This is a genomic window from Arthrobacter sp. ISL-95, assembly GCF_018613695.1.
Taxonomy (GTDB): domain Bacteria; phylum Actinomycetota; class Actinomycetes; order Actinomycetales; family Micrococcaceae; genus Arthrobacter.
In genome coordinates, this window is the sequence record NZ_JAGGPR010000016.1 from 144,536 (window position 1) to 165,718 (window position 21,183).

Genomic DNA, 21,183 nt, shown 5'->3' on the forward strand with positions numbered 1-21,183 from the left:
GCTCCTCTCAGCCAGTAAACGACATGCGCGCCATGTCTACGTTGATAGGTAAGAACCAGCGGCCAGAGGCGTCAGCCTTGCCGTTGCGGTTCTTCACCGGTGAAATGTGGGCCTTGGTGCCGTCATCGCTGCGGTGCAGCGTGAGCACGACCTCCGGCGTCTTGGTGATCTTGCCGCGCACGCCGTTCAGGGGAATCGGGGTGACCCCGTTTTCAAACTCACCGTTGACGTGGTGAAGTGCGATCACCGCCATGTTGGTGTCGCGGGCAATCTGATGCAGGAAGACGCAGGTCTGCTCAAGCATTCCGAACTCGCCCTCGCCAGTTCCGATGTCAACGTTTTTCACGTTGTCGACCACGGCCACATCAGGCCAAGCCCCAAAGGTCGCCGCGTAGGCCTCCAGCTCGCGGAGGATGTACTCCTCTGACGGGCTGGAGTTGAAGTCCCATCGGATATGCGAAGTGGCGGCCTTCACGGCCGCCTCAATGCCACTACTGTCGCCAGTCGTCAGGATGTCCTCGATTGCCGACTGCTCCCACCCGGAGTGGATCGCGGCCGCTCGCTTGAACATGGTTGACGGGTCCGAGTCGGCCGAGAAGTAGATGGCCGTATTTAGGTTGCCGCGATCATCACCCCGCTGCAGGATGGTTTGCACAATTGCCGATTTGCCGGTGCCTGGCCCCGCTGGAATCAGCGTCAACTGCCCCTTGCGGATCAGGGTCTTGGTGCTCACCATCGCCGCGAACGGCAAATGAATCGGCTCGCCCGCCGCGAGGTTCTTGCGACGGCTCTGCGTGATTGTCTGGATAACTACCCCCTGGTTATGGTCGCTTCCAGGCTGGGGCCGCTGGGAAGCCGTTCGCGGCTGGGGCCGCTGCCGGTGAAGCCGATGTCTCACGAGGCGCTGAGGATGCTGCCGGAGCGGGCGTTGCCGCCGCTGCGGCAGCCTTGAATGCGGGGAAGGCGGGGAAGTTCGCGGGCTTGGTGACAGGCTGCTCAGTGGTCGCTGGTGGCTTTGCAGTCGGTGTAGCGACGGCGGCCGGAGCGGCCTTCACGTTGGCGAACGAACCGCCATCTACGTCAGGATCAAGCGGCCGCGCTTCGAGCTTTGCCCCGAGCATCGACTTCACGTGGAATAGGGCAGCAACGCGGCCGATGTCCACCAGTACGCCGCTGTTCTCCAGCTCATGCAGTTGCGACTGAAGCTGCTGCACATCAGTAGCCCGCAGGGTAATCCATGGGGCGTCGCGGTCATCGCTCGACTTGAGCGTTACGCCGATTGGCGCCTCAATAATACTGTCTGCCAATGCAGACTCCTCTCAGTTCTGTCTACGGGCAAAGCAGTTGGCGGAGCCGAAGCTCCGCCAACTGCTGCAACTAGGCGGCCTGAGCGGCGACGTCTGCTGCCGTGATGTAGCGAACGGAATAGTCCTTCGGGGGGTTGCTCGGGTTCTTGCCGGCTGCGTAGCCAGTCCAGGTGATCCCCAATACGCCACCCTGCTCAAGGTCGCTAGCTCCTGCTGCTCCAAGCGCCGCGCCAATCGCCTTATGAAGGCGGGATGATGCAGGCACATGGAGGGTTTGGGTCTCGCCGGCCTGAGTGGTGACGGGGACGAGGGCCTTCATGGCGGGCGTCCCGTCCTTCCAGAACTTCAATTCGTCACGGCTCCCGAAGACCGTGTCCTGGACCTGAGTGACAGGGCCACTGATCTGGCCGACAAACTCAACGTTCTGAGTTTCAAACTTGACTGAGGAGCCTGAAGCGGTGTTGAAGAAAGACAAGATGGAACCTCTCGGTAGTTCTGATGTGCTGGTGAATCTGATTGCCCATTGGGCATGAAAAAGGCGACCCCCGAATGGAAGTCGCCTGGTCTATTGCGTAGCCTGCCTAGTGGGGCAGGCCTCGTACTTGCGGCGCGCTGTCTCGTAGGCGGAGAGCGCGGCCTGCACCATGGCTGCGGACTCAGCCGATGCGCCGTCGAGTGCCGCCAATGTGAGGGCATCCTCGAAGCTGCTCTTGGCGCGGTTGAGCGACTCAAGCTTCGAGGCCTCATAATCGGCCTTGCGCTTCGCTTCGGCCCCAGCTGCCGCAGCCTTGCTAGCCTCCCGCTGGTCGAAGATGTCAGCGCCACGCAGCAAGTCGATGGCCTCAGCGACGTTCGCGTCACGCTCGTCGTGGTTGCCGGGGATCATGCGATTCACCTCGTGCCCGTTGTACCTTGTAGCTCCCGCCGCGCTGCGTCCTGCGCTCGGGCGGTCGTAGCCAAGCACGTTGATCGCCAGTGGGACACTGGTGCTTGCGTCGACATACACCCCCACGCCGTCATCGCCACCCTGCTCGATGAGCAGGTGAGCTACCGTGCCCTCTGGGGCGTTGTGTGGCGCTGAGACCTCGATTGCATCGCCATCGCTGTCGGTATACTTGTGATCCTTCGTCAAGCCCAAGGGCTTGCTCCTCTCATTCGGTGATTCATTGCCGAGGACCGCACGCGTTGCCGGACTTCCGTAGTAGAGCTCAAGAGCCTCAGGGCTCAAGTCCGCCATGGTGAGCTCGATGCTGTTCGGCGCCATCCCGGCTAGGAAGCGCTGCGGAATGCAGTACTTCTCGCGGGCATCGGCAGCCTGTTGCTCTGGCGTGGCGAAGCCGTCCAGTGAGATGAAGCCAAGAGGCTTCCAGCCCGCCTCATCCAGTCGTGTGCCAACCGGAGCGATCCAGCAGCGACTCTGCGCGCCTAAGCGCTTACCATTGTCCAAGAGTTAGCGCCTCCCTGCACGGCGGGCAACTCGGGCCGCCTTGTTGGCCGCACGCCGCTTGGCGACGGTCGCCTCAGGCACCGTGCCGCCGTAAACGTGGAGGCGGCTGCGGCCATTGAAGCCGGACGCCAGAGCATTGATCGCCAGCAAGAGCTGACCTGCGGGCTTGTTTGTGATCGTGTCAGTCATGCGACCTCTTTCAAATTCGCGAGGTAGTCCTCGCGGCTGCGGATGTTGATGAATTGTGCGGCAGATTCCATATGGCCTTTTAGCGGAATCGAGCAGTACTGAGCGACGCCGCAAGTGCGGTGGCAGTCTTCCGTCGGATTCGGCAGGTAAAGACCCTGCCGCTCGGCCTTATCGAAGTCGCGGAACATCCGGTCGAGCATCTCGTCCGGCCACTGCGACAGGTCGTGATGTAGCTCGGTAGTCGGCTTCGCCTTGCCGCGTGTCGTCGCTGGTCTCGCCAGCTTGATGAAGCAGGCCCTTGTAGGCCTGACTCCCATATGCTCCTCAACCGCCCTGCCATAGACGGCCAATTGCACGCCAGAGCCGGGGACAGTGGAGCCACCCTTCGGGTCAGCAACCTCGAGGGAGCCGTCGACATGTTGCCGAATCTGATCCATGAAGCCGGTGGTTATTACGCCCCCGATTTCAATCTCGAACTCAACCTCTGAGGCAATGACGCGCCACACTGCTGCGTTCTCCAGCGCGTACTCGATGTACTGCTCGACTTGATAGGCGCCGATGACCCTGCGGTCGGCGACATCCTGCTCCCCGCCTTTTCGGCCTCCCGTAAGCCACGAGTCCCAGTCGGGCCACTTGAGCAGGTCGGCGTTGATTTCGGCGTCGTAGGCTTCGTTGAAGACCTCGACAAGCTCAGGCGCCGTCTGCGACCTGCCGCTGTTCTCGTAATCCTCGATCGCCTTGTGAGCCGCCCTGCCCATGGCGTACCAAGCTGCTGGTCGCTGCGGTGCCTTGGCTACCTTCTGGAGGCGGTACGCCTCCGAGCATTGCGAGAAGCTAGTTAGCTGACTTACGCTGCGACGGAGTCTTGGTGGTTCTGGTGCAACCATGCCCACGTCCTTCCTGCTTTTATGTCACTGATTGCTGATGGAGAAACGCCGAAGGACTTTGCAAGCGTTGATGTTCGCCGCCCTTCGGCTATTTGTCGCCTAATTTCGAACACATGCTCGGCAGCTAATTTATTGGTGTTGACGTCCTCACCCTTCGCCTGGCGACCCTTGGAAACCTTGTCGTCCGAGTTGTCAGCTGTCGTGCCCGCCCTTAGATGCGCAGGGTTGACGCACGGCGGATTGTCGCATTCATGCAAGACGACCAGTCCCTCTGGAATTGGGCCGATGTAGATATAGTGAGAGGCTCTCGGAGCTACCCAAGACCTGCCTGGCGCTCGGAATTGGCCATAACCGCGCTCACTACGACCGCCGCGCCATTCCCAGCAGTCGCTCTCGGTAACGTCCCAGCCGACCCGCTCAAAGCGCTCTTGCATAGTGAGGTCGAGTGGAGCCGTTGTGGTCTTGAGTGGATCGCCATATTTCCACCACCTCTTGTGATGCTTCTGGCACCAGCCCTTAGCGTGAACTTTCCCGCCGCAAGGCTCGATGCTGCATGTCCTAGCCATCACCCTCCTTGGGTAAATTGGGCACAAAAAAGAGGAGCCCGCGTCTGGACTCCCCTGAGTTACTGCTTTATTCAGTTGTTCAAGCAGCCAGCTGCCATGCCGGCGAACTTAGCCATAGGTATGCTCGCAGGATTACCCGAGCCACCCCGAGCCGCTCGCCGATGGCCTTCTCATCCAGACCCGCCCGCTGCAGGCGGATCATCTCGTGATAGTCAATCAATCTGCGGCCCGCCATTGCGTTGGCCGTGCGTTCCATCTTGGCGTTTACACACCAGATGTCGGTCCAGACATGTCCGAGCTCCGCGTGTGCGGCTTCGTGAGCGAGGACGCTCCGCTCCTTATCTGGTGGCATGCCGAGTCGAATCTCAGCGCGCCGCTCATCGTGATAGTAAAGGCCCTGCTCGGGCAGGTTTTCGATGAACTCGACCTTGACCCCCATCTGACGAAGGTGGGTGAGCGGACAGTAGGTGCGGTGTGGCATGTGTTTCCCCAGTGACTGAAGTGCTAGTTGATGTTGCAATCAACTCACGAGGGTCTGACATTGAAAGCCAGTTTCTATAACGAATCGGCCTTAATTACTCGACACGCTGTAGTTACGCCGAGACCCTTCTACCACTTCGGGGTAATGCGGATACTTTCAGGATCGAACGCAGGCCCCTTAGTGTTGCCGACCCGCAGGAACTCAATTCGCACCAGGCGCTGCAGCAGCTTCCGCCTCTGCTCAAGACTAGCTTCACCCCATTCCTTGGCCGCATCGAAGCTACCTTCGGTCGCCGCAATCGCGGCCTCAGCAGCAGCGTTCTCAAGCTCTTCGAGCTTCCCTCTCAGCCTCTCTGTCATCTGGCCAAGCTGAGTCATGCTGATAACACCGTCAGCAGCCATTACAGCCGCCTCTGACAGCCTTGCACGCAGCGCATTGGCTTCCGCCGCATAGCTCGGATTGGGCTCGACTGCGGCCGCCGTGAAGGCCTTTGCATCTTGCGCTTCCAGCATGGCCTCCATCGTCGCGGAGACCAGTGCGTCGGAGTATTCAACCAGCCGCTGCACGTGGCCTTGTCCCAGCACCTTGCAGCGGTAGATCGGCCGCCTCTTCCCTCGGTGATCTGTGCGAGCTCCGACTTTCATGGTGCTGCCACAGACGCACTCGGCTATGCCAGTCAGCAGATACTTGTTGCGGTTGTCGAACGAAGTTCGACGTCCCGGGTTGCTCACAACCGCCCGTAGGCCGAGCCATTCCTCCTCGGGGAGGATGGCCGGGAAGCCGGGGTCATTGACTAGCTCGCCGTCAACCTCGCGGAGACCTGCCAGCTTCGGCCGCAGCAATACGTCACGGAGGCTGACATGGTTCCAGCGATCCGCGCCCCGGGCTGTCTTTATGCCACGATACTCAAACTCCTGGATCACTGAGTAGAAAGTTGCGCCCATGAGAACGAGCTTGGCAGCCAACCGGATTGCATTCGCCTGCTCTTCGTCGATCACTCCGAAGCCATCTACGATCTTCCAGCCGTAAGGAGCCGGGCCGCCTGTCCAGCGACCTTTCTCCTTCGCTTGCTGCTTGGCTCGCTTCAGACGCTCCGATTTATGCTCAGACTCATAGCGAGCCCATGCACCCAGCGTTCGGGCCACAGCGCGGCCGCTAGGGGTGCTGAGGTCGATCTCGCCAGCTTGAACGGCGTAGGTTGTGACCTTCCGCTTTTCGCTGACGTCGATGTAACTCTCCAGTTCCACCGGCGACCGATGCAATCGGTCCGTGTGCCAGCAGATCACGGACTGCGCCTGGCCATCTCGAAGCGCATCAAGCATCTCGAGATAGGCCGGACGCGCCTTGCCGGAGTAGGCAGATAGGTCATTGTCGACGAATACCTTGAGCACGTCGATGCCCAGCGACTCGGCCAGTTGCCGGCAGTCAGTCTCCTGACGCTCGACGCCTAGCCCTGCGCCAGTTCGGTCCTGACTGATGCGACAATAAACGAATCCAGACTTCTGCATAAGGGCAGCATAGCTTCTGATGCTACTTGCGTAGTAACGTCAGCACTCCGCAAAGCTACTCTGAATCCCCAGGGATGTCATGACGGTTGTCGCCGGCATACCCCCGCTGCACCGGTAAAGTCATACCGAGCGGACGGACTACACACATAAGGAGACACGGTGGCTCACTTCGTGATCATGGGTTGCGGCCGTGTTGGCGCAACCTTGGCACACACTTTGGAGGATGCCGGTCACTCCGTGGCCATCATCGACCAGGACGAGCGGGCCTTCCGCCGATTGCGCAACACTTTCACGGGGCGCAAAGTCACCGGAGTCGGCTTCGACCGTGACACCCTCAAGCAGGCCGGCGTAGAAGAGGCATACGCCTTCGCTGCCGTCTCCAGCGGCGATAACTCAAACATTCTGGCCACGCGCGTTGCCCGTGAGACATTCCATGTTGCCCATGTAGTGGCACGGATCTACGACCCCGGCCGTGCCGAAATCTACCAGCGACTCGGTATCCCCACAGTGGCAGCCGTACGCTGGAGCGCCGACCAGGTTCTCCGGCGGATTCTTCCCGAGCAGCACCTGGCCGGCGACTACCGCGAACCCTCGGGCCGCCTGGTACTTGCCGAAGTGGATCTGCACGAAGCGTGGATCGGACACAGCCTGGATTCCATCGAGTCCGCCGCCGGAATCCGCATCGCTTTCCTCACCAGATTCGGTGAGGGCCTGTTGCCCCAAGCCGGCACTGCATACCAGGAAGGTGACACCGTCCACGCGATGGTGAGCCTGGACAGAACGTCCGAGATCAGCCGGATTCTCGCCAAAGCACCCGCCAAGGAGTCTTAGTGAAAGTTGTCATTGTTGGCGCGGGCAGCGTCGGCTCGTCCATTGCGCGTGAGCTCCTGGCCCACAAACACGAGATTCTCCTTATTGATTTGAAGCCCGAAGTGATTGGGCGCAGCGGGCTGCGGGGCGCACGCTGGCTGGTAGGCGATGCCTGCGAACTCAGCACCCTGCAGGACGCGAAACTCGAGGATGCCGACGTCGTGGTTTCCGCCACCGGCGACGACAAAGTGAATCTGGTGGTGTCCTTGCTCGCCAAGACCGAGTTCGGCGTCGGCCGCACCGTGGGGCGCGTCAACAATCCCAAGAACGATTGGATGTTCAACGACTCCTGGGGCGTGGACGTAGCGGTAAACACGCCGCAGCTCATGACGGCGTTGGTGGAAGAAGCGGTGGAAATCGGCGACATCGTGCGTCTGTTGACGCTGCAGACGGGCGTAGCCTCGATCGTGGAATTCACCGTTCCTCACGACTCCCACGTTATTGGCAGCACGGTGGGCGGAATTGAGTGGCCCGAAGACGCCACCTTGGTTGCCATCCTGCGTGATCAGGCACCCATTACGCCCACTCGTGATGATGTTCTGGACGGCGGTGACGAACTCTTCTTCGTCACCACCATCGCAGCCGAGGACGGCTTGCGGGCCCTGTTGTCACCAGCGTCCGACGACGGACAGGAACTCCGTGAGGGAACTTCCGAATCAGTGGATCAGTCCGCTGAGGACGACGGCTTCGACGGCTGAGGTGCCGGCTTGGTGACCAACCAGGCCACCCAGAGGCCCAGGATGTACAGTGGGGCGCCCATCAGAAGCCTGGTGGTAGCCAACGCTGTCAGGCCCGGCTCGCCCATGAAGTACAAGGGAACCTGCACCACCAGGCGCAGAGTCAGCACCGCCACCACTATCCATGTGCCCAGGGCGTAGGCCCGGAGCCGTTCCGGATTTTTGCGCCACTCCAGTCCTTCGTTGCGCACGAAGCCGAAGAGAAGTCCGGCCACCGGCCACTTGAAGGCAATGGACAGCACCATGGCTGCGATGTAAGCGATGTTGGTAAAGAAGCCAAGAACGTAGAAGTCCTCGGCTTTGCCCGTGGTGTTTGCCAACCAGGCAGAAACGCCCACCCCCACCACACCCGCCAACGCTTGCGTCAAGGGACGGCGTTGGATCAAGCGAACCACCGTAAAGACGGCGGCCGCAGCCAAAGCTGCGACCAGGGCGGGAGTGAGGTCGCGCGTGATGGTGAAAGCCACCAGGAACACCAAACCCGGAAGGATGCTTTCGGCAATGCCCTGCACGCCACCGGCTGACTTGAGCATGTCCACGTGGCCGGCGCTGTTCCGGTGGAGTCCGGCCTTCTCGGCATACCCTGCAGCAAGATCGGACATCATGGGCCCTTCCGCACCGGATTTTGGAGCAGCCGCCAGCGGTTCTTCATTATCTTGGGGCGAATCGCGCCCTGTGTCTTTCGGTTCCGAACCGTTGGCCACGGTCATAGGTGCTCCTGACGGGAGAGTATTTCGTAACGGGGATTGAACATGGCCGGAAGGCCATCAACCTGGGTCACCATGCCGTCCAAGCGGAGTTCCACTCCGGCTTCAATGCCCGGAACGCGGGTCCTGCCCAGCCAAATTACACGGAGACGGTCGTAGGGCTTCCTGACTCCGCCGGCCATGATGGACGCAGCTCCGGGCCGCACGGAATCGACCACCATTGCGGAGAAAAAGGGCTGCTCACTGGGCGGCTGGTGGGTGACCGACTCAATAAAGCCGGTGCATACCGCCCGGCCTCTGACAGGGAGATCACGCACTCCCTGCCCGGTGGGACCTTGGCCGGGCACCCCGTTACCGCCCGCTGCGTCAGCCAATCTGGGTGATCTCCGGCCCTCGCTCCGGCTGCTGCATGGCGGGATCTGCGGGGGGAACCGCACCTTGGGGAGCACCGGCTTGGCCCGGTACCGCAGCATCCTTGGGCAGCCGCAGCTGCAGCAGCTCGCGCGGTGGCATCGGATTGTCGCCGCGGACCACTACCACTTTGCGGAAGAGTTCCTCCAGATCCGCTGCCGCATCACGTTCCAGAGCAGCCTGCCCGCCCAGGACACCGCGGAGGAACCATCGCGGCCCATCCACTCCCATGAAACGGGCCGCGCGGAAGCCTCGGCTGCCGTCAGCCGCTTCAGCGGGCAGTTTGGCCACCAGTTCCGTGCCGAAAGTTCCGGAGACTTCTTCGGTTTCCCCGCCTTGGCTCGCCACGGATTGGGTGATCTGTTCACGGATCTCTTCCCATAGCCCCTCTGAGCGCGGCGCCGCGAACGCTTGGAGCTGCAGGCTGGAACCGTTGAGGTCCATGGTCACCGCGACCACTCGTTGGGTGGCTTCTTCAACCTCAAGTCGTAGCTGGAGGCCCTCGGCCGGCGCGATCAGCAGTGCACCGAGGTCCACGTAGCCATCGTGGCTCTCGATTTCGTCGATGTCCAAGGGGCCTTTACCGAGCCGGAAGTCACCGGGGGTGCCGGACCCGTCCGGTTCGGAACTTGTTTCCCCGGTACCGGACTCCTTGGTGGTACCGGCGGTTTCCGGTTGCTCGTCCTTGGACTTTTTGCCGCGCCCAAAAAGCATTGGGTTTTCTCCTTAGTAGTGGTCTATCCCCAAGTAAACCGCAACCACGTAAAACCTCGCTAAACCGCTCCAATGCGTCAAAGCCTCGGGCGTGCGGTAGGCGTGGTCCAGTAGTTCTCAGGCCTTCGGTGCGTTGAAGCCGCCCGTGGACCCGAAGCCGCCGGTTCCGCGAACAGAATCGGACAGTTGGTCAACAGCAACGAACTGCGCGTATTCGACGCGCTGAATCACCATCTGTGCAATTCTATCGCCGCGTTTGAGGTCAATGGCATTGTTTTGGTCAGTGTTCAGGAGCGTGACGGCGATTTCGCCACGGTAGCCTGCGTCCACGGTCCCGGGAGCATTGACCACCGTCAGTCCGTGCTTGGTGGCCAGCCCGGAGCGGGGGTGGATCAAAGCCACGAATCCGTCCGGCAGCGCAATGGAGACACCTGTTGGAACGAGTTTCCGTTCACCGGGGGCAAGGTGCACATCCTCGCGGGCGCGGAGATCGGCACCCGCATCTCCAGGGTGGGCATAAGACGGGGCTTCCAAGCCGGCGTCGAGCATTTTCAACTGCACCTGCAAAGTGGGGGTCCCGTATGCTGCGCTGGTTTCGCTGCCGTCCGCGCCTGCGGAAGCTACATCTGTACTGAATACTGCGGTCTCGTTGCTCACAGTGGTTCATTCTACCGGGACCTGGCCTTCATGGGCCGGACCGGCTGCCGGCCCGGCCAAGCAACAAGGGAGGCAGGAGGGAGAAGCCCGGCGCCAAGGCCCGATAAGCTGGAACCATGCCTACGCCTGACCAGTCCTCCCCCGTGCCTGCCCGGAACACCCCATCGTCTTCGGATGTTCTGTACTCCGAGAAACTGTGGCCATCCGTGTGGATCTGGATTGTGGTTGTTGGATTGTCCGGCGCGGGCGTCCTGATGTTTGGTCCCATCAGCCCAGCCACCGGCATCATCGCCGCCTTGGTCCTGCTGGCGGTCATGACCATCATGTTGGTGCTCTCTACGCCCACCATCACTGTCACCGCAGACACCGTGAGAGTTGGTCGGGCGAGCATCGACCGCAAATTCGTAGGCTCTGTTGAGGCGTTCAAAAAGGCGGAGGCCACCGCTGAACGGGGCCCGCGCCTTAATGGTCTGGCCTATATGTGCTTCCGCGGGTGGATTGACCCGGTAGTCAAGATTGAGATCACCGACCCCGCAGACCGGACCCCGTACTGGCTGGCGTCCTCCCGACGTCCGGATGAGCTTGTTTCAGCACTGACCGCGAAGGGCTAGCATCGGTCTTTCGCAATTTTCAGCCGTCCTGCACGGCGCATGCGCTGTGCCTAGCTCTCGCACTCCGTGCAATATTGATGCCCGCCCCTTTCCGCGGCGATCTGGGACTTGTGTTTGACCAGGAAACAGTTGAAACAGGTAAATTCGTCAGGCTGCGGTGGCATGACCTGAATGAGGAGTTCTTCGCCGGAGAGATCCGCGCCCGGCAACTCAAAGCCCTCGGCAAGGTCGGTCTCATCGACATCCACCGCTGAGGACTGCTTCCCGGACTGGCGCGTTTTAAGCTCTTCCAGGGAATCCTCGCTGACATCTTCCTCGGTCTTTCGAGGGGCATCATAGTCCGTTGCCATGGTCCTTCTTCGTCCTCCATACCTGTTTCGGGTGGGGAACCGGATCGCAGGATCTACCTTGCCTCCGGCCTAAGGGTGCAAACGCCGGACGCCCCGGATTTGTGCCCGATCTCGGCCAGATTGTCCTCTCCCGGGCCGTAAATGTCCATAGACCTTGTTTTGAGTGAGCATTGGCTGGAAGGCCCGCAGGAATGTACCGCTTTTCAGCGGAATATCACGGCACGCCCTCCGTGCTAGTAGGAAATGAACCGTGCGGGTGGCAGAGTTTCGAATGTCAGTTATGCCATGTGGTGGAGGGTGTTATGCAGGATCTACGACTGGTAGGCGTCCACGACGACGGCGGGCATCTGCTTTTGAGCGGCCCCGGTGGTGCGATGTTCCAGCTTCCGATCGACGAGGCCTTGAGGGCCGCGGCGAGCCGCACCCCTGCCCAGGTGGCCGCACGCGCCGCCAATACAGCTATTTCCATGTCGCCCCGGGATATTCAGGCCCGGATCCGAAGCGGAGCCACGGCCACCGAAGTTGCCGAACTGTCCGGCCTCCCCCTTGCCAACGTCCAACGCTATGAAGGACCTGTGCTTGCCGAGCGTGAATACGTCGTGCGCCAGGCCCGCAACATCGAAGTTGCCTCCCCTGCTCCCGGACATGACATCTACCGTTCCGCTTTTGGCGACAACCCGGCAACTCTCGGTGAGATGGTTGACTACCGGCTCTCCGCGCACGGTATTGATTCCTCCGCGGTGGATTGGGATTCATGGCGCCGCCCGGACGGTACCTGGACGGTAGTGGCACGCTTCGAAACTGTCCCCGGCGCTCACGGAAGCATCGGCGAAGAACCACCTGCCATGTGGACCTTCAGTCCCCAACGTAAATCGCTGCAGAACGCCAACCGTTGGGCCCAGCAACTGAGCGAACTTGAGCCGATGGACGGCCCGGTCCCTGCACGGCGGCTTGCTGCGGTCTCGGACAAGCCGTTCGATTTCGAGTCCGACGCCGAAACAGCAGCACGTGCATCCGCGAAAGAATCAGACAGCCTTTTGGAAATGCTCCGTTCGCGGCGCGGCCAACGTTTGGGCGTGGACGAAGACGGCGACGACGCCTTGGCTATACTGCTGAGCAACGTCCCTGCAGCGCATCCCCGGCCGGGTGAAGAGGCCGATGAGACGGCCGAAGATACCAGCCTCACTGTCGCCGAGCCGGTGGCCCCTGGTGTTGAAGAGCCCGCACGAAAGGACGGGCGGCCTTCGATGTTGTCGCGGCTGAGCTTGGCTCCGCGGCACTTCGAGTCCCGGGACGACGCCGAAGACGATTCCCTTAAGCTCCACGACGGAGTCAGCACCGATACCCGTGAAATAACAGTGGTAGCCAGTCCGCTGCGTCCTGTGACGTCGCTGACGGGCCGCAAACCTGCAGGGCTGGATGAACTCCTGGGAGGCAGCGGAAACCCGCAACCGCGCTCAGACGATGAGTCCACTGATGCTCAAACGGCCCATGACGACCATCAGAACGAGTCGTCGTCAGAAGATCAGAAAGACGCCGAGGCACATAAAGACGTTGACGCCCCTGCAGAACGCCAACCGTCCCGCCCCAAGCGGTCCAGCATCCCGAGCTGGGACGAGATCGTCTTCGGAGCCCGCGGCGACTAGCTCCGGCGGCCGGCAGGATGCCGGCCTGTAGTAAACCGGGCACGGATGGATCCCGGCCAGTTGAAATGGCTAGCTACGCCGACGAGCCCCAGCGCCGGGCCAGAGGCAGGCATCAATGTCGAACGGCAGCGGCTGGTCCGCGCCGGCCATCACCTTGGCGCCGTGGGCCGTGACGCGCCTCATGTAGTGCCGGCGGCACAAAGTCTCATAACCCACCACCTGCGCGGGTACGGTTTCCATGGGCAAGGTGTCCTGCACGGCCTCCGGATGCGCAGCGTCGTCGCTGTTTTGCGGCGCGACGTCACCCACCATCACCTGGTCACCCTCCACTACCATGATGCCGTTGACGGTACGGGCGTTTTGGGTTGCGCGGCGGCCGCACCAGCACAGAGCTTCAACCTGGAGTACCTGGACTTTGTCGGCGAGTTCAATGAGCCGCTGCGAGCCGGGGAACAGGCGGGTGCGGAAGTCAGCGGTGATGCCGAACGCGAAGACGTCTACCTCCATCTCGTCTACAACCCGTGCCAATTGCTCCACCTGGAGGGGCGAATAGAACTGGGCTTCATCACAGATGAGGTAGTCCACTCGGAGCCCGTTGGTTCGCCGGGCCACTACTTCGTCCCAGAAATCGGTGGTATCCACAACTTCCATGGCATCGGTTTGAAGACCCAGCCTGCTGGAGATGGTTGAATCACCTGCGCGGTCGTTGCGGCTGAACCGGACACCTCCGCGTCCCCGTGCACGGTGGTTGTGGTCCATTTGGAGTGCCAGGGTGGATTTGCCGCAGTCCATGGTGCCTGAGAAGAAGACCAGCTCAGCCACGTTTGCCCTTTTTACCTGCAGCGGCGAAACACAGTAACGGTACTTCGCGTTCTGCTTTGGTCAGCGATCCGTGCTGGCCCACCACTTCCAGTGAGGCCGGGCGGGCCCTGCGGGTGTCATACAGCGCCAGTGTGTCCCGCGCTGCGATCATGACGTCGCCAATCCGGGGAGCGACCTCGGGGCGCACCGCACCGAACAACCCTGCGTCAATGGCCTGTTCCCGCGTAAAGGCCCAGATCCTCTCACCAAAGCGCGAACGCCAGGCCGTCATCAAGGATTCCTGGTGGGCCGGGGTGGCATCCGGTTCAAGATAGAGATGCACCATGCGGGGCTCCCCGGCAGTGTGCCGGACTCCGGCCACCAGAGGTTCATCAGCGGAGTAGTCGATCCTCTGGGATTCCGGGACGTCCAGCATGCCGTGGTCCCCCGTCACCAGGATGGTTGTCCCGGGGGGCAGCGTGGAGGAGAGCCTTTTCACCGTGGAGTCGAGTTCCTCCAGCTGGTGTTCCCAGCGATCCGACTGGCAGCCGTAGCGGTGGCCGGCTTTGTCCAGTTCATTGGCGTAAAAGTACATCAAGGATCGTCTGCCACCGGACATGGCCTCGGCGGCAGCGGCTGTCCGGGCATGGAGCGTGGTGCCGCCAACAAAGCGGCTCCCCCGGAGTGCGGCCTGAGTCATCGGGGAATTTCCGAACTGCGGCAGGCTCACGGTCACCACGTCCAGCTCTCCGGCCAGCCGCTCGAAGACCGTGGCGTGCGGTTGCCACTGTGCAGGGTCCACGTGGGAATCCCAATTGCCCAGGAGGTTCACTACCTTGTCCTGGGCGGGATCGAGGACGTCATAGCCCACCATTCCATGCTGCCCGGCCGGCAAACCAGTGCCGAGGCTCGCCAGGGATGCCGCGGTGGTGCTGGGGAAGGCGGCGTCGATCCACGTGGGGACGTTGCGTTGTCCCCCGGCCACGACCGATCGGAGGAAAGGCGCGTGGGAAGACTTCTGCTTCAACAGGCTCCGTCCGAGACCATCGGCAAGGACCACGCAGACGCGCTGCGCTGATGGCAGCTGCAGGTGATTGGTGAAGCCCGGCATGCCCAGGGATGCGGCAGAGCTGGTAAAGACTTCCGCTATGGACTTGCTTCCGAAAAGCGGGGGGGACGGGAGGTCAGCGGGCGGGTTGCTTTCCGCGGACGTGCTCACCGGGTTCTGTGCAGCTTCCCTCAACGCTGGTGTCCGCGGCTAAGGCGGTTGCTGAAGACGCCCGAACGCGGCCTCGGCGCAGGAATGCCGGCATGTTGGGCCGGAGAAGGATTGCCCGTATTGACCGCACGCAGTGCACGGGCAAAGATCTTGGCGTCCTGAACCGCTTGGAGCCCGTCTGCCTCAGCGCTGATCCGCAGGACGATGTCTTCCTGGGCGATGGTTCCGCTGTAACCGTGATCGGCTTCGCACTGGGGATCCCCGCAGCTTGCCGGTCCCATGTCCAGGCGTTGGCCGCCGGACCAGGCGATGGACACTGTCATTTCACGGACAGGGTCAGAGGGCTTGTAGTCCTGGGGCTGCGCATACATGTAGCTGAGGACCACCGAACGGATCTGGGCCACGGGAACAGATTCAGTGGAAACCTGGGCAACGATTTGTTCTCCGGCCTCATCCAACTGCTGGTCATCAACGTGGGCGATCACCAGCATGTCTTCGGTGAGCACCAGCACCGTGATGTGCCTGCGGACCTCGGCCCGGTCAAAGTGGGTCTCCAAGTGGACCAGGTGGGAGAGGCACTCCCGGCCGTCCAAGGCGTCATCAACGACGTCGGCCACCAACCGCGGGTAGAAACCTGCCTGCTGCAGCGCCTGGTCCAGGCTCTGTCCTTGCGAGCTGTGATGGTGGGCGGTGTGGGCCCCGGCATTGGACGGGCGGGATTGAGGCGTCGGAGACTGGGTGCTCATTCCCCCATTTTCACAGATCGCTTGGTGACTACCTAACTGTGCGGCGCACTCCTGTGACTAACCCCGCATCGCGCGCCGGGCACTGTCCGTGCGCTGCGCTGCGTTGCCGATCCACACATCCGCTCCCAGAATGGTGGCTCCAGAGGGACCCGCCAGAACGGGGTTGAACTCCACCAGTGCGATCCCGGGGTGATCGTCTTTGAGCTTGGCGAGCCGGGCCGCAATGTCCTCAAGGGCTTCCACGTCAACGGCGGGCAACCCTTGGTAGCCAAAGAGCTTCCGTGACGCCCGTGGTGAACGGATCACATCATGCAGATCGGCAGCTGACAGCGGTGGCACCCGATGCGCCCAGTCGTCCAGCAGGTTCACGGCATCACCGGCCAGCCCAAAGGACACTACCGGCCCCAAGAGCGGGTCCTCCATGGCACGGAAGGTGCAGGCCTGCCCCACAGGCGCCATCGCCTGTACTTCCAGTGACGGCGATCCGTAAGGCTCCAAGGCCCGGCGCATCTGGGCTACGTTCTGCCGCAGGGATTCGGCATCCTGGATATCCAGGCGCACCCCGCCGAGGTCCAAGCGGTGCCGCAACGCGGGATCGGTGGTTTTGAGTACCACCGGCCAGCCCACAGTCTCTGCGGCCTGCACGGCCTCTTCAGCGGTACCGAATCCCAGCGTAGGCACCACCTCGATCCCGTAACCTGACAGCAGCGCCGCGGCAGCACCGGCGTCGAGCTTCCTGATCTTCTCACCTGTGACGCCGGCCAGCATGGCACTTAGCATGTCCCTGGTGCCGTCTACATCGCAGTCCCCGGGCTCCACAAAGAGCCCTTGGTCCCGGTCGCGCCACTGCGCGTACCTCACGATCGCGCCAAGAGCCGCCACAGCGGCACCGGCATTGGAATAGCACGGCAGGACGGGCTTGCCGGCAGCACCCACCATTCCCTCGACCTGCACGGAGGGATCCAGGATTCCGGTGAACGCCGCCACAACAGGCTTGCCGGCCTCGGCAGCGCATTCGGCCAAGACGCCGGCGAGCGACTCCACGGTAAGCCCCCGCGCCGGAAGAAGGGCCGCCACAACAGCATGGACGGAGTCGTCCGCGAGGCTTTCCCGGAGGCTGGCCTTCAGTGCGGGAAGCGCGAGTGACATTCCGGCGTCGAGATCAAGGTCCGTCACCAGCCTGTTCACATCCAGCCCGAACGGGCCGGCAGAATCGGCCACCACTTTGGCCAGCGCCACGGAATTGGAGTAGACGGCCACACCCGGCCCCTTGGGCAACGCCTGCGAGGAAGCTATCTGGGCGATGTCCATGAGTTGCTCGATCGTCTCAACACGGATCACGCCGGCCTGGCGCATCATCGCATCCACTGCTGCCGAGGGCGCTTGGGTGGTGCGGACCTCGTGGCCGGGCGGCAGGCTGAGGCCCGTGACGTCGGACTTGGCAACAATCACGGGTTTGCTGCGGGACAACCTGCGTGCCAGTCGCGAGAATTTGCGGGGGTTGCCGATTGACTCAAGGTAGAGGCCCACGGCGGAAGTATCGGCGTCGTCCTCCCAATACTGCATGGCATCGTTACCGGATACATCCGCACGGTTTCCTGCGGACAGGAAAGAGGACAGGCCGAGCCGACGGCGGCTGGCGGCAGCGTAAACCGCCACGCCCACGGCAGCGGACTGGCTGAACAAGCCCAAGCTGCCCCTGGGCGGCATCGTGGGAGCCATGGAGGCGTTCAGGGACACCGACGGGTGGGTATTCAGGATTCCGAGGGACTCCGGGCCAATGACGCGCATGCCGTTCGCCCTGGCCCGTCGCACCAACTCATGCTGACGCGCGAGTCCCCGCTCGCCGTCGTCGGCAAATCCGGCCGTGGCCACCACGATCCCCTTGACGCCCGCAGCGGCGCAGTCGTCCACCACCTTGGGCACTTCTTCGTACGGAACAGCGATAATGGCCAACTGAACCGGCCCGGGGATCTCGGACAACTTTCCGAACGAAACCATCCCGGCGAGTTCGAAAGCTTCCGGATTGACGGCATAGACCGGTCCTGTGAAACCGCCTTCAATGATGTGCTCCAACAGTTGGTAACCCACGGTTCCCCACTTGCGGCTGGCACCAATGACGGCCACCGACGACGGCGACAAAAGGTCCCGCACGCTGCGCGCCTCCGCACGGTGCTCGCGTGACTCCATGACGGCCCGCGATTTCTCCGTGGGGTCGATGTTGAATTCCACGCTGACGACGCCGTCATCGAATTGGCGTTTGAGGTCATAGCCTGCGTCAGCGAAGACCATCAGCATCTTCCGGTTGTCGGGGAGGACCTCGGCGGTAAAGCGGCGGATCCCGTTCTCCCGGGCGGCAACGGCCAAATGCTCCAAAAGGATGGGGCCGATCCCGCGGCCTTGGTGGGCGTCGGAAATATTGAAGGCGACCTCGGCCTCGGTGGGATCGTCTAGACGGTCGTAGCGGCCGATCCCCATAATTTCGCCGCCGATGGTAATAACGAACGCCACGCGGTTGATGTGGTCCACTTCAGTGAAGCGCCGGACTTCCTTACCGGAGAGCTTTGGCTTGAAGGAGAAGAACCGCATGTAGATGGAGGCCTGTGACTGGCCGGCATGGAACGCCTGCAAAGCGTCGCCATCCTGTGGCCGTATGGGACGAAGGTGGGCTGTGCCGCCGTCGCGCAGCACGACATCAGCCTCCCAATATTCCGGATAAATGCCGACGCCGGGCTGATCCACCATAGGCTTAGCCTAGCTAAAACATCCGCAGTACAACTTTCGAGGATTCACCGACCCCATGGCCCGCAGCCAAAAATCAGCACGCACAGCCGAGCCCCTCGGCGATTTCACCGAGAACATCGTGGACATCGACGTCACTTCGGAGATGGAAGGCTCCTTCCTGGAGTACGCCTACTCGGTGATTTATTCGCGTGCACTCCCGGATGCCCGCGACGGACTAAAGCCTGTTCAACGGCGCATCCTGTACATGATGTCCGACATGGGCCTCCGCCCGGATCGCGGACACGTCAAGAGCGCGCGCGTGGTGGGCGAAGTCATGGGCAAGCTCCACCCGCACGGCGACACCGCGATCTATGACGCCATGGTGCGCATGGCGCAAGACTTTTCGCTCCGCCTGCCGCTGATTGACGGCCACGGCAACTTCGGATCGCTCGACGATGGACCGGCAGCACCGCGTTACACGGAGGCACGGTTGGCGGCCGCCGCGCTGACCATGACGGATCACCTGGACGAAGACGTCGTGGACTTCGTCCCCAACTACGACAACCAGCTGACGCAGCCCGATGTCCTCCCGGCAGCTTTCCCCAACCTGCTGGTTAACGGCACCACGGGCATCGCCGTGGGCATGGCGACGAACATGCCTCCGCACAACCTCGTTGAGGTCATCGCCGCTGCACGCCACCTGATCGCCAACCCCGGTGCCACGCTGGAGGAGATCATGAGGTTCATCCCGGGGCCCGACCTTCCCACCGGTGGCAGGATCGTGGGCTTGGACGGAATTCGTGACGCCTACGCCACGGGACGTGGATCCTTCAAGACCCGGGCGAAGGTTGAGGTGGAACAGCTGTCCGCCCGCCGCACCGGCTTGGTGGTGACTGAACTTCCTTACATGGTGGGTCCGGAAAAGGTGATCGAGAAGATCAAGGATGCGGTCAACGCGAAGAAGCTGACAGGCATCAGCGATGTGGTTGACCTCACGGACCGTAATCACGGCCTGCGCCTGGTTATCGAGCTGAAGAACGGTTTCAACCCCAACGCCGTGCTCCAGCAGCTGTACCGCTATTCGCCCATGGAAGATTCCTTCGGCATCAACAACGTCACCCTGGTGGACGGCCAGCCGCAAACGTTGGGCCTCCTGCAACTGTTGCAGGTGTACGTGGAACACCGCCTGAATGTGGTGCGCCGCCGTACCGCCTTCCGCCTCGGCAAAAAGAAGGACCGCCTCCACCTGGTGGAGGGCTTGCTGATCGCGATTGTGGACATCGATGAGGTCATCCAGATCATTCGTTCCTCCGACGAAGCCTCGGCCGCGCGTGAACGCCTCATGTCCATCTACGACCTCACCGAAATCCAGGCAAACTACATCCTGGAACTGCGCCTGCGGCAGTTGACCAAATACTCGCGTCTTGAACTTGAGAAGGAACAGGACGAACTCCGCCGCGAAATTGAGGCACTTGAAGCCATCCTTGCTTCGGATGAGTTGCTGCGTGACCTTGTCTCCGGCGAGTTGGCTGTAGTCGCGGAGAAGTACGGCACACCCAGGCGCACAGTGCTCCTGGAATCGGAAGCAGTCTCCCCCACTGTGGCTGCAGCCTTGGCAGCGTCCGTACCCGGGCCCAAGGGCAAGGCTGCAGCGCTCCCCCTGGAAATTCCGGACGACCCCTGCTGGGCCCTGCTGAGCGTTTCGGGCCAAATTGCCAGGACTTCCAATCAGGAACCGCTGGCTGAGGCGGGCCCCCGCACCAAGCATGATGTCTTCCGCTCCGTGGTGAAGACCACCGCCCGGGGCGAAATCGGTGCCGTCACATCACAGGGGCGCATGCTGCGGCTCCAAGTGATGGACATGCCCGTTTTGCCGCCCGTCTCAGGCCTGCCAAACCTGGCCGGTGGCGTTCCGGCCAAGGACTTCATCACCTTGCTCAAGGGGGAAACCCTGGTGGCATTCGTGCCCTTGGATGCCGTCTTGGCCATTGGCACAGTCCAGGGCGTAGTGAAGCGCGTCCAGCCGGACTACCCGCTGAACCGGGAGGACTGGGAGATCATCGCCCTGAAGGACAAGGACTCGGTCCTCGCGGTGGAACCGGCTCAGGAGGACAACGTTGACCTGGTCTTCGTGACACGGCAGGCGCAGTTGCTTCGATTCAGCGCATCCAATGTCCGCCCCCAAGGACGCACGGCCGGTGGCATGGCGGGCATCAAGCTTGCCGCTGACGACGAAGTGATCCACTTCGGTACCGTTCGCGCGGACGATCCTGCCGCCGTCGTGGTGACTATTGCAGGAACCAACGGCGCCCTGCCCGGGACGGCGCCGGGAACTGCGAAGGTAACCGCTTTCGAGGAGTATCCGGCCAAGGGCCGGGCCACCGGCGGCGTGCGTGTCCACCGATTCCTCAAGGGCGAAGACACCCTGCTCCTGGCTTGGGCAGGGCATGGTCCGGCCAAGGCGTCCTCAGCGGCAGGCGTTGCACGTGCACTCCCGCACGAACACGGCCGCAGGGATGGATCCGGGGTCCCGTTGTCCCAGCCCGTGGAAGCAATCGGCCCAAGCATGGCATGGGCTGAAGCGGTGGAATAACCGCAGACTCAC

23 protein-coding genes are annotated in these 21,183 nt (G+C 62.2%); 5 read left to right on the plus strand and 18 right to left on the minus strand.

Going from position 1 to position 21,183, the window contains the following annotated elements; translation table 11 throughout:
* Positions 1-7: 7 nt before the first annotated feature.
* The 9 genes from J7I86_RS19430 to J7I86_RS19470 all read right to left on the minus strand — a co-directional run bounded on the left by J7I86_RS19430 (position 8) and on the right by J7I86_RS19470 (position 6,385).
* Positions 8-736 (minus strand): DnaB-like helicase C-terminal domain-containing protein, encoded by a 729-nt coding sequence (locus J7I86_RS19430; RefSeq protein ID WP_214822511.1) that lies wholly within the window; start codon positions 734-736, stop codon positions 8-10.
* 85 nt (positions 737-821) lie between these two features.
* Entirely contained in the window at positions 822-1,307 is a 486-nt protein-coding gene (locus tag J7I86_RS19435) for a hypothetical protein (protein ID WP_214822512.1), read from the minus strand.
* A 70-nt stretch (positions 1,308-1,377) separates the two neighbouring features.
* Positions 1,378-1,782 carry a hypothetical protein gene (locus J7I86_RS19440; RefSeq protein WP_214822513.1) on the minus strand — a complete coding sequence of 135 codons (405 nt, stop codon included), beginning with the start codon at positions 1,780-1,782 and terminating at the stop codon, positions 1,378-1,380.
* Positions 1,783-1,872: 90 nt separating this feature from the next.
* The gene (locus J7I86_RS19445; RefSeq protein ID WP_214822514.1) at positions 1,873-2,754 is read right to left on the minus strand and encodes a hypothetical protein; all 882 of its coding nucleotides are present in this window, start codon (positions 2,752-2,754) and stop codon (positions 1,873-1,875) included.
* A 3-nt stretch (positions 2,755-2,757) separates the two neighbouring features.
* Positions 2,758-2,943, minus strand: a complete 186-nt coding sequence (locus tag J7I86_RS19450; RefSeq protein ID WP_214822515.1) for a hypothetical protein — start codon at positions 2,941-2,943, stop codon at positions 2,758-2,760.
* Positions 2,940-3,830: a PD-(D/E)XK nuclease family protein gene (locus J7I86_RS19455; RefSeq protein WP_214822516.1), complete on the minus strand. Its 891-nt coding sequence runs from the start codon at positions 3,828-3,830 to the stop codon at positions 2,940-2,942. The genes J7I86_RS19450 and J7I86_RS19455 overlap by 4 nt, the downstream gene beginning before the upstream one ends.
* Complete coding sequence (locus J7I86_RS23360) at positions 3,791-4,396, minus strand: HNH endonuclease (RefSeq protein ID WP_396019916.1); 606 nt, start codon at positions 4,394-4,396, stop codon at positions 3,791-3,793. Before J7I86_RS23360 ends, J7I86_RS19455 begins: the two co-directional genes overlap by 40 nt.
* Before the next feature lie 79 nt (positions 4,397-4,475).
* Positions 4,476-4,835, minus strand: coding sequence for an ImmA/IrrE family metallo-endopeptidase (locus J7I86_RS19465; protein ID WP_214822518.1), 360 nt, complete (start codon positions 4,833-4,835; stop codon positions 4,476-4,478).
* 170 nt (positions 4,836-5,005) lie between these two features.
* Positions 5,006-6,385, minus strand: a complete 1,380-nt coding sequence (locus tag J7I86_RS19470; RefSeq protein ID WP_214822519.1) for a recombinase family protein — start codon at positions 6,383-6,385, stop codon at positions 5,006-5,008.
* A 159-nt stretch (positions 6,386-6,544) separates the two neighbouring features.
* On the opposite strand from J7I86_RS19470, the gene J7I86_RS19475 reads away from it, so the two are divergent.
* Positions 6,545-7,216 (plus strand): TrkA family potassium uptake protein, encoded by a 672-nt coding sequence (locus J7I86_RS19475; RefSeq protein ID WP_214822520.1) that lies wholly within the window; start codon positions 6,545-6,547, stop codon positions 7,214-7,216.
* Entirely contained in the window at positions 7,216-7,953 is a 738-nt protein-coding gene (locus tag J7I86_RS19480) for an NAD-binding protein (protein ID WP_214822521.1), read from the plus strand. The genes J7I86_RS19475 and J7I86_RS19480 overlap by 1 nt, the downstream gene beginning before the upstream one ends.
* Here J7I86_RS19480 and J7I86_RS19485 read toward each other — a convergent pair.
* From J7I86_RS19485 to dut, 4 genes are all read right to left on the minus strand, one after another.
* Entirely contained in the window at positions 7,920-8,702 is a 783-nt protein-coding gene (locus J7I86_RS19485; protein ID WP_214822522.1) for a DUF3159 domain-containing protein, read from the minus strand. The genes J7I86_RS19480 and J7I86_RS19485 overlap by 34 nt on opposite strands.
* On the minus strand, positions 8,699-9,073 hold the full coding sequence (locus J7I86_RS22965) for a hypothetical protein (protein WP_286180026.1): 375 nt from the start codon (positions 9,071-9,073) through the stop codon (positions 8,699-8,701). Before J7I86_RS22965 ends, J7I86_RS19485 begins: the two co-directional genes overlap by 4 nt.
* Positions 9,066-9,824, minus strand: a complete 759-nt coding sequence (locus tag J7I86_RS19495) for a DUF3710 domain-containing protein (protein ID WP_214822523.1) — start codon at positions 9,822-9,824, stop codon at positions 9,066-9,068. The genes J7I86_RS22965 and J7I86_RS19495 overlap by 8 nt, the downstream gene beginning before the upstream one ends.
* 117 nt (positions 9,825-9,941) lie before the next feature.
* A complete protein-coding gene (gene dut, locus J7I86_RS19500; protein ID WP_214822524.1) occupies positions 9,942-10,481 on the minus strand; it encodes a dUTP diphosphatase in 540 nt (179 codons plus the stop codon).
* Positions 10,482-10,597: 116 nt separating this feature from the next.
* On the opposite strand from dut, the gene J7I86_RS19505 reads away from it, so the two are divergent.
* Positions 10,598-11,092: a DUF3093 domain-containing protein gene (locus J7I86_RS19505; RefSeq protein WP_214822525.1), complete on the plus strand. Its 495-nt coding sequence runs from the start codon at positions 10,598-10,600 to the stop codon at positions 11,090-11,092.
* Between the two features lie 50 nt (positions 11,093-11,142).
* Here J7I86_RS19505 and J7I86_RS19510 read toward each other — a convergent pair whose 3' ends face one another.
* The gene (locus J7I86_RS19510; RefSeq protein WP_214822526.1) at positions 11,143-11,442 is read right to left on the minus strand and encodes a DUF4193 domain-containing protein; all 300 of its coding nucleotides are present in this window, start codon (positions 11,440-11,442) and stop codon (positions 11,143-11,145) included.
* 302 nt (positions 11,443-11,744) lie between these two features.
* Here J7I86_RS19510 and sepH point away from each other — a divergent pair, with 302 nt between their 5' ends.
* Positions 11,745-13,088 carry a septation protein SepH gene (sepH, locus tag J7I86_RS19515; RefSeq protein ID WP_214822527.1) on the plus strand — a complete coding sequence of 448 codons (1,344 nt, stop codon included), beginning with the start codon at positions 11,745-11,747 and terminating at the stop codon, positions 13,086-13,088.
* Between the two features lie 69 nt (positions 13,089-13,157).
* Here the strand turns inward: sepH and J7I86_RS19520 are convergent, their stop codons facing one another.
* From J7I86_RS19520 to J7I86_RS19535, 4 genes are read right to left on the minus strand one after another with little or no spacing between them, the layout of a single operon-like run.
* Positions 13,158-13,910 (minus strand): thymidine kinase, encoded by a 753-nt coding sequence (locus tag J7I86_RS19520; RefSeq protein ID WP_214822528.1) that lies wholly within the window; start codon positions 13,908-13,910, stop codon positions 13,158-13,160.
* Positions 13,903-15,132 carry an alkaline phosphatase family protein gene (locus tag J7I86_RS19525; RefSeq protein ID WP_214822529.1) on the minus strand — a complete coding sequence of 410 codons (1,230 nt, stop codon included), beginning with the start codon at positions 15,130-15,132 and terminating at the stop codon, positions 13,903-13,905. Before J7I86_RS19525 ends, J7I86_RS19520 begins: the two co-directional genes overlap by 8 nt.
* Positions 15,129-15,854 (minus strand): DUF5998 family protein, encoded by a 726-nt coding sequence (locus J7I86_RS19530; protein WP_214822530.1) that lies wholly within the window; start codon positions 15,852-15,854, stop codon positions 15,129-15,131. The genes J7I86_RS19525 and J7I86_RS19530 overlap by 4 nt, the downstream gene beginning before the upstream one ends.
* A gap of 57 nt (positions 15,855-15,911) precedes the next feature.
* A complete protein-coding gene (locus J7I86_RS19535; protein ID WP_214822531.1) occupies positions 15,912-18,599 on the minus strand; it encodes a bifunctional GNAT family N-acetyltransferase/acetate--CoA ligase family protein in 2,688 nt (895 codons plus the stop codon).
* A gap of 55 nt (positions 18,600-18,654) precedes the next feature.
* On the opposite strand from J7I86_RS19535, the gene J7I86_RS19540 reads away from it, so the two are divergent.
* Positions 18,655-21,171, plus strand: a complete 2,517-nt coding sequence (locus tag J7I86_RS19540) for a DNA topoisomerase (ATP-hydrolyzing) subunit A (RefSeq protein ID WP_214822532.1) — start codon at positions 18,655-18,657, stop codon at positions 21,169-21,171.
* Positions 21,172-21,183 lie beyond the last annotated feature (12 nt).

Bases quoted from the DNA above. Each gene is read 5' to 3' on its own strand.
- J7I86_RS19455 (WP_214822516.1), bottom strand. From the start codon at position 3,830: ATGGTTGCACCAGAACCACCAAGACTCCGTCGCAGCGTAAGTCAGCTA.
- J7I86_RS19530 (WP_214822530.1), bottom strand. From the start codon at position 15,854: ATGAGCACCCAGTCTCCGACGCCTCAATCCCGCCCGTCCAATGCCGGG.
- J7I86_RS19540 (WP_214822532.1), top strand. From the start codon at position 18,655: ATGGCCCGCAGCCAAAAATCAGCACGCACAGCCGAGCCCCTCGGCGAT.
- J7I86_RS19470 (WP_214822519.1), bottom strand. From the start codon at position 6,385: ATGCAGAAGTCTGGATTCGTTTATTGTCGCATCAGTCAGGACCGAACT.
- J7I86_RS19535 (WP_214822531.1), bottom strand. From the start codon at position 18,599: ATGGTGGATCAGCCCGGCGTCGGCATTTATCCGGAATATTGGGAGGCT.
- J7I86_RS19430 (WP_214822511.1), bottom strand. From the start codon at position 736: ATGGTGAGCACCAAGACCCTGATCCGCAAGGGGCAGTTGACGCTGATT.
- J7I86_RS19495 (WP_214822523.1), bottom strand. From the start codon at position 9,824: ATGCTTTTTGGGCGCGGCAAAAAGTCCAAGGACGAGCAACCGGAAACC.
- J7I86_RS19465 (WP_214822518.1), bottom strand. From the start codon at position 4,835: ATGGGGGTCAAGGTCGAGTTCATCGAAAACCTGCCCGAGCAGGGCCTT.
- J7I86_RS19485 (WP_214822522.1), bottom strand. From the start codon at position 8,702: ATGACCGTGGCCAACGGTTCGGAACCGAAAGACACAGGGCGCGATTCG.
- J7I86_RS19510 (WP_214822526.1), bottom strand. From the start codon at position 11,442: ATGGCAACGGACTATGATGCCCCTCGAAAGACCGAGGAAGATGTCAGC.
- J7I86_RS23360 (WP_396019916.1), bottom strand. From the start codon at position 4,396: ATGGCTAGGACATGCAGCATCGAGCCTTGCGGCGGGAAAGTTCACGCT.
- J7I86_RS19450 (WP_214822515.1), bottom strand. From the start codon at position 2,943: ATGACTGACACGATCACAAACAAGCCCGCAGGTCAGCTCTTGCTGGCG.
- sepH (WP_214822527.1), top strand. From the start codon at position 11,745: ATGCAGGATCTACGACTGGTAGGCGTCCACGACGACGGCGGGCATCTG.
- J7I86_RS19505 (WP_214822525.1), top strand. From the start codon at position 10,598: ATGCCTACGCCTGACCAGTCCTCCCCCGTGCCTGCCCGGAACACCCCA.